General features: G+C 44.4%; 6 protein-coding genes. 3 read left to right on the top strand and 3 right to left on the bottom strand.

The annotated features are described in order from the left end of the window. The coding region (locus WBA89_RS18125; RefSeq protein WP_424408607.1) for an RNA-guided endonuclease InsQ/TnpB family protein at positions 1 to 669 on the bottom strand (669 nt) is incomplete at its 3' end. A 257-nt stretch (positions 670 to 926) separates the two neighbouring features. On the opposite strand from WBA89_RS18125, the gene WBA89_RS18120 reads away from it, so the two are divergent. Further along, on the top strand, positions 927 to 1,679 hold the full coding sequence (locus WBA89_RS18120; RefSeq protein WP_424408606.1) for a lipoate--protein ligase family protein: 753 nt from the start codon (positions 927 to 929) through the stop codon (positions 1,677 to 1,679). Between the two features lie 744 nt (positions 1,680 to 2,423). Here the strand turns inward: WBA89_RS18120 and WBA89_RS18115 are convergent. Continuing rightward, positions 2,424 to 3,683 (bottom strand): esterase-like activity of phytase family protein, encoded by a 1,260-nt coding sequence (locus WBA89_RS18115; RefSeq protein ID WP_424408605.1) that lies wholly within the window; start codon positions 3,681 to 3,683, stop codon positions 2,424 to 2,426. A gap of 33 nt (positions 3,684 to 3,716) precedes the next feature. Here WBA89_RS18115 and WBA89_RS18110 point away from each other — a divergent pair, with 33 nt between their 5' ends. Then, positions 3,717 to 5,039, top strand: coding sequence for a tetratricopeptide repeat protein (locus tag WBA89_RS18110; protein ID WP_424408604.1), 1,323 nt, complete (start codon positions 3,717 to 3,719; stop codon positions 5,037 to 5,039). A 69-nt stretch (positions 5,040 to 5,108) separates the two neighbouring features. Here WBA89_RS18110 and WBA89_RS18105 read toward each other — a convergent pair whose 3' ends face one another. Continuing rightward, positions 5,109 to 5,630: a GNAT family N-acetyltransferase gene (locus tag WBA89_RS18105; protein WP_424408603.1), complete on the bottom strand. Its 522-nt coding sequence runs from the start codon at positions 5,628 to 5,630 to the stop codon at positions 5,109 to 5,111. A 357-nt stretch (positions 5,631 to 5,987) separates the two neighbouring features. Between WBA89_RS18105 and WBA89_RS18100 the strand changes: the two genes are divergently transcribed. After that, a partial coding sequence (locus tag WBA89_RS18100; RefSeq protein ID WP_424408602.1) for an ABC transporter transmembrane domain-containing protein occupies positions 5,988 to 7,413 on the top strand: 1,426 nt, incomplete at its 3' end.

Genomic DNA, 7,413 nt, shown 5'->3' with positions numbered 1-7,413 from the left:
ATACCACCCATCCGCTTCTCTGATGACCGTCCCCGTCTTAACCTTAAATCCTGTTGCTATTGGGCGATGGAATACTATGGGCACTTGACCTATTTTTGCAAGGTTAATACAAATCCTATTTTGCTCGTCCTTGACAATATCCAAATTATCTAACTGAGGATAAGTGAAAGATTTGTAGTAGTGAAATCCCTTGAATTTGGGCTTGCCCCTGCGATGGCCACTTTTGTCGGGCGTAGTGAAATTTGAAAAGGAAGTTTCCACTCGGTTAACTACATCCTGCAAAACTTGAGAATTCAAAGCTTTGTAGTCAGGGAATAGTTTTTTGGTGTTCTTCAGGTCAGCTAACTGGATAGTTTGCCACTGCACGTAACCACCTTCAATATTTGAGAAGATATCACCTTTCCTGGTAACAGGATTGCCTGACTCATCTTTTTTCCTGCCATCCCTAGTTTGCACTCTAGTTAAAGGAATGTTTTGATAAATCTCCTCAATGGGAACTATGGAGACGGTTAAGGGGCAAGCGTTAACAGGTGTTCTCGTGGATTCCCACCATCTAAACCTTTCGCTGAGGCGATAGTTGTATTGCCGGCGACACAGTTCTAGATGAGTCGCAATCGTTGCCAATTGCGCTTTTGTGGGTTTAAGTCGGTATTTGTACGTGAGTTGCATGGGAAACTTCTTCTACACTTAGGAAGTATATTGAAAATCAAGATGCCCCTGAAGATTGACCTGTTATAGTCAAATATGATTGTCGGGATCCGTTCCTCCGACCGACGAGCCTTTCATCACGCTCGGTAATTCAAGGGCGGGGTACTTCGCGCAGCGCTCAGATTCATCCCCTCTAAATATACCGAGGGACTTCCCGGCTGTTGGTTAAGTTTAAAACATTCTGCGAATATTGACTATAAACTCAGGAGCAGACACTGATGGCTAATTCTGTTTGGCGTTTAATTCCGCTGCTGTCAGCGTCTGGGAGGTTGCAGATGGCGATCGACAAATGGCTGCTGCAACAGCATCTAGCCCAGAAACATCCGCCAACTCTGCGATTTTACACTTGGCAACCAGCGGCGATTTCCTTGGGCTACCACCAGCAGCGCTGGCCGGAGTTTTGGCAGCAGCTATCTTGGCAGGGAATGCCTGTAGAATTGGTGAGGAGGCCCAGCGGCGGCCGCGCCGTGCTCCACCAAGGAGATTTAACTTATGCAGTGGTAGCGTCAGGATTTGGCAGCAGTCGCCTGAAAGCTTATCAGACTATTTGCGAGTTTTTGATTGAGGGTTGGAGGGCGATGGGTTTAGACTTGCACTACGGGGAAGCTAAACGGGGTTACATTCACAATCCGAATTGTTTTGGTACTGCGACGGGTGCTGATTTAGTTACGCCCGATGGCTGCAAGTTAATTGGTAGCGCGCAACTGCGCCGGGGCGATGCTATTCTGCAGCACGGTTCGATGCGCTTGCAACCGGATGTTAGTTTGTTCGATCGAGTTTTTGACGAAAAATTAATTCCTGTGAAATTACCTCTCTCTGAAACAGGAGATGATTTGATTGCAACTGTAATTGATGTTTTGAGCGCGGCGGCTTGTCGCTGTTTTGAGATTGATTTGGAAGTGCAGCCGCTTTCCGAGGAAGAATGGCAGGATATTTTGAAATTAACAACTAATAACCTGTGCCAAATTTAGCTTTTGGGAACAGCCAAGATTGCCGTTCTACAAAAGACTTTTTGCACAGATTTTCGCTTCGGGCCGGTCAACCGCTCCTTCAAGGCAGAGCGAGACAGATATACGCAGATACAGCATATTCCAGGTTTATGAAGTATACCTCAGAAACCCGGTTTCTTGAAAGTTATCGCCGGATAACTGATATCATGTCCGGTCAATTCCCTCCGCTTCGCTTCGCCCATAATAAAAAAGGTTCGTAGTGAGGACTTTAGTCCTTCGATTATAGCTTTTCTCAAAAAAATGAGGTACGGTCGAGAATAGGTAATTGGCTCGTTACTTTCGCTCTGCCTGGTAATGCAGATAGGCGAGGCTCTGCCTCTCTTTACCCCTGAGCTTCTGGAGAGAGAGAAGTGTGGCAGATGTTTAATTTATTAAATTTTCGTTCCTTAAGATTGTCCGAAGAGAGGAACGAAGCAAACAAGAGTATCTATTTTTCATGGTTTTTTACCACCTGGATCATCTTAAGTAAACCGTATTGCGATTAAAACCAGATTTCTGTGGTATTAATGCGTAAGTATTGTAGTTTAGGAATGAAAATTTAATAACTTAAGCGATTGCTCGTTACCATGCTCTGCCTGGTAATGCAGATAGGCGAAGAAGAGCCTCCTTCGATCTCGCTACTCACAGGATAAAGGACTGTAGGAGGTGCTGAAGTTATTAAGGTTTCGATCCTATTCCTTGACAGTTCAACACAGTATTTACAATCTAATTTTTCTTTTTTAAACTCAACAAAATAAATTGAGTTCTCTCTGCTTCATCAAAATTGTCATCGCTGACTAAAACAACACTTTGGCTGCCGTCTGGCAACTGCGGCCCGAGAGTCATTCCCTCTAAATTGTACAGCGGAATTCCCAGTTCGCTCAAGTCGAGCAGCAACTTTTTCCTCACAGGCTCGACCATTGCCATTGTTCCTTTAAAACTCTTGATTCTCGAAGTATCTGTCGCCGCTCCAGCCGCTACTTGATAAATTCTAGCGCTGTATCCCGACAGCCCAAAAGAACGCTCTAAACTCAAAAATTGACCGCCTCCAACAGTTACTAATTCTGTTAAATTGTTCAACAAACTCATGGGAACTTGGTCTAGCTGGTAAAGATTTTCTGAGACTAATTGCGGCGTTTTATCGACGATGATATAATGTAAAATGCGTATTTTGCTTGCTTGTTCCGGGTCTGCATCTTGCATTAACGGCGCTGCCGTCGCTGCGAACAAGCGAAATGGATCTAGACCGCCCGGACTAAAGGTTTCTGGGTCGATGCTTAAAGATTCAAAACCTGAATTGTCCAGCACTCCTTGCTGCTGTTCTTCATCGCTGGCATCGGGAATGTAGCGCTTTGGAATAGGTAAGTTACTCCGCAATTCTCCGGTTTTGAGGTCGAATTCGCCTACAAAAGGAGGGATGCTAGCATGAGTCAAGCCTTCGCTGGCGACAAATACTGAATTGCGGGGAGAAAGAGCGATGCCTTCGGGATTTATGGAACCCCAGGAGAAGGTTTTACCGTCTGCTTTCTTCAGCGTGGTAACGCTATCAACAGCAACTTTTTTCAGGCGAATATTGGCTGGATCGCTGGATGTTAGATCGAGTCGGAGACTGTAAAATCTGGCTTCTCCGTTTTCGCTCTTGTCGTCGGAAATCGCGTAAAACCGATAAGCTTTGGAAGTCGCGCCGCTAATACCTTTTGGATCGTAGGTAATTCCTGACAAGCCGCCGACTGGTGCTCCTTCAAAATTCATTTTTGGCAATTGGTACTCGCCCAAAAATTCTAGGGACATTTCAGGAAAAGAGCGGTCTTTAGCAACTGCTGGAGGGGCGCAAGCCGTGCATACGGTTAACAGAATTAGGGTTAAACTGAATAGGCGCAAAAGCCGATCGCCCAACACCTTAGAATCCCAATAATTGCTCAGTGCGCTAAATTTTATTTTGTTGCTCTTGTTGAACAGTTTGCTTTTGTGCCATCTTTGTGACATAATTTATACCATTTTGTAGATATGCAAAATTTGATGTTTCGAGCCCAGATGCCGAATCGCGGCAACCATATTTCTTTTATGAGAAATTCTGTGCCAATTGGGTGCTTGCTTTTTTTGTGGCTGTGTGCTGGTTCTATTGCTAGCGCCCAAACTAATGCACCGGGCCTCGATCGATTTTCTCCTAATCCTCTAGAAATTACCACCCCCGATCCGCTAAATCCCGCCAGTGAGCCTTTGAGCAGCAGTCAGCGGGACGAACTGACAGTGGCTTTGGAGGAGTTAAACTTAGAAGCAGCGGCTAAACTGCAAGCTGGAGATGGGGCTGGTGCTTTTGATATTTGGTTCCGAGAATTGCGGCTGCGTAGGTATTTGGGCCCGGCGGCGGAAATTGCTGCTTTGAGTCGGGTGGGAAGTGTTGCTTGGAGTAGCAGTAAAAACCTCGAACTACAGTTGATTACTAAACGACTGCAGGCAATTCACGAACAAGTCAAATCGCAAGTACCAATTGATACTGATTTGCTCCCGGCTTTGGCTGCGGCTTTTCAGCAGGTGCGGGCTAAAGGCCCGACTGTAGAAGTTTACCAACAAATTCTCGAAAATGCGCGCCAAAAGCAAGATATATTGACTCAAGGTCAGATTTTGAAGAATATCGGGCTAATTCACATTAATTGGCTCAGTTACGAGAAAGCGGCTCCGGTGTATGAGGAATTGGCAAGTTTAATTCAGGAAAACCGCGCTTTATTTGCGGCTAATGCTGGGGTACAAAATTCTGTTTTATCGGCGGGAAACGGCGCGCCGCCGCAGCCTGTAACTGCTCCAACTGAGGTGGATGCTTTGAGACAGTTGGCCTACGTTTACCAGCAGTCGAAACAGCCCCTAAAGGCGATCGCAGCCCGTGAAAAATTAGCATCCGTTTATCTTAACCTGCAAAACCCCAGGGCTATACCGCCGCTAAAAATTGCGATCGCCACCGATTACCAAACCATAGGTCAAATCAACTTAGCAGCTCAATACTATCAGGAAGCTTACAATTTAGCCGTCCCCCTTCAACAGTACGCTCAGGCTAGCGAAGCTTTGGACAAATTAGCACTGCTTTACCGAGCGCAAAAGCAGTGGGAGCCGACTTTGCGGATTTATCAAATGCAGTTGCTGTTGGAAGAGCGGGCTTACAATTGGTACGGATTGATGAATGCTTACGACAATATCGGTCAAGTTTATCAGGAAATGAAGGCTTACGATAAAGCTTTGGAATCCTATCAAAAAGGGTGGGAAGTGGCGAAAAGATTGGGACACAGAAAAGAGTATTTTGCTAAGAAGATTCTCAAGGTTAACAAGCAATTGCAAAGAAATTCGTAGTTGTCAGCAGGTAACTATGACAAATTGTGATGTGAGTAATGTAAATGCAGTAAGGCGTGCATTGCACACCTACACAACTACTTTTGACTCGTAGGTTTCTCGCGAGATAGAGTAATATAGTACATCAGTTTCGTAATAACGAGCAGTTTTTTCATATTTCATGCCAACTTTCTGTATCACCCGCTGGGAGGCGATATTTTCTGGGCGGGCGATCGCAACTATTCTCTCCAACTTTAATATTTCAAATCCATAACTTAGACTAGCAAAAGACGCTTCTGTCGCCAATCCTTGATTCCAATAAGCTTTGTATAGCGCGTAGCCAAGCTCAACTTCCGGTGTTTTGTCCAGAAAACCCAGCCCGCAGCGACCAATCATTTTACGGTCTATTTTATGTACTACAGCCCACATTCCAAAGTTGTTTTCTTCCCAACGTTTGAGCATGGTATGAATGGCGATTTCTGTTGCTTCTCTAGTTTTAACTCCTGTAAGGTATTTCATTATTTCCGGATCGCTGTAGATGCGGTACAGATCGTCTAAGTCGTTTGGCGTAAATTGTCTGAGGTACAATCTTGGTGTTTCTATTTCTGGCATGATGATAATATAACTTCTAGCAGTAGATTATAATACCAGTTTTGTCGGTCTACAAACATTTGGGTTGGGTTTCGTTTCTCAACCCAACCTGCTGTTACAAGAAAACACTCTTTGTGAAACAGGCATCTTGCCTGTTACTGATATTAGTGCCAAATATTCATTCTATTTGTTACAATTATGACTTATACCAATTTTTTATGAAGCTGCATAGAATTCGATCCCCCCTAACCCCCCTTCTTAAGGGGGGGACAAGAGTCCAATCAAAGTCCCCCTTCTTAAGGGGGATTTAGGGGGATCGGAATATGTGCAACTTCACATTAAATTGGTATTAGATCTATTCTACCATTTTAGCGATCGATGACCATTTCCTCACCAGTAGCAGATACCAAAAACAAATCCGGCCAGGAAACAGACTGGCGGTTATTCATGAGGTTGGCATCTTACGCAACCCGCAGCAAACGCTTGTTGATTATTTCGATCGTCCTATTAGTACCGCTAGCAGTCTCAGGAGCAATTCAACCGATTCTGATCGGACAGGCAATTTCGGTAATTCGAGCGGAACCTACCTATGAATTCTTGCGGGGATTGCCTTTATCTACTGCATTAAACGTGTTAGCAGTTTTGCTGATGCTAACTATAACACTTAGATTAGCACTGCAATCAGTTCAAGGCTATTTAGTCACGAAAGTAGGGCAAATAATTACTACAGATATTAGAAATGATTTGTTCGCCCACGTCACATCGCTAGCAGTGCGATTTTTCGATCGCACTCCTGTCGGTAAATTGATGACGCGCCTCACCAGCGATGTCGAAGCTTTGGGAGAAGTATTTTCGAGCGGGGCAATTGGGATTGTCAGCGATTTATTTTCAATTTTAGTAATTGTCATTTTCATGTTTACCATGCAGTGGCAACTAGCTTTAATGTTGGTGATGATGATGATCCCGATTACCGCAGTCATAATTTATTTCCAGAACCAATATCGCATAGCAAATTACACTACCAGAGAAGAACTTTCCGAACTCAACGCACAACTTCAAGAAAACTTGACTGGTATTAGCGTAGTGCAGCTATTCCGCCGCGAAAGATTCAACTCAGAATTGTTTAGAGTCACCAACAAACGCTACATCAAAGCAGTTGACACCACCATCTTTTACGACTCTGCGGTATCTTCGACATTGGAATGGATTGCTTTAGTGGCAATTGCAGCCGTTTTGTGGCTGGGCGGTGAAAAAGTTCTGCAAGGTAATCTTAACTTTGGTACTCTCTCGGCATTTATTTTATTTGCTCAGCGTCTCTTCGATCCGTTGCGGCAATTTGCCGAGAAGTTTACCGCGATTCAAGCAGGATTTACCGCCGTCGAACGGATTAGCGATATTCTTAACGAACCGATCGAAATTCAAGATAGAACTATCGTACAGAAAGAAGAAGGAAGAGGGCATAAGGAAGAAGAAAGAGGAAAGAGGAAAAAGGGAAGAAGGGAATATTATTCGCCGCTGTTAATTACCGGTCATCCTGAGACAATTTCCTCTAACTTGTCTTCAAATGAGCCAGAATTGGTAGAGAATAATCCAAGTCCGAAAACTTCAGAATATCGTCTATCAATTAACAATCGACCATCGACAATCGACTATCAAAAGTCGAATGAATTCGCATCAGGAGAAATCCAATTTGACAATGTGTGGTTTGCTTACAAAGAAGATGAATACGTCCTGCAAAACCTCAATTTTACGATCGCATCCGGCGAAAAAGTAGCATTAGTGGGCCCCACCGGTGCGGGCAAAA

The sequence above is a fragment of the Microcoleus sp. genome, assembly GCF_049646505.1.
Lineage (GTDB): Bacteria > Cyanobacteriota > Cyanobacteriia > Cyanobacteriales > Microcoleaceae > Microcoleus.
Note: the sequence above shows the minus strand (reverse complement) of the source record. Positions and strands in the feature narration are given on the sequence as shown.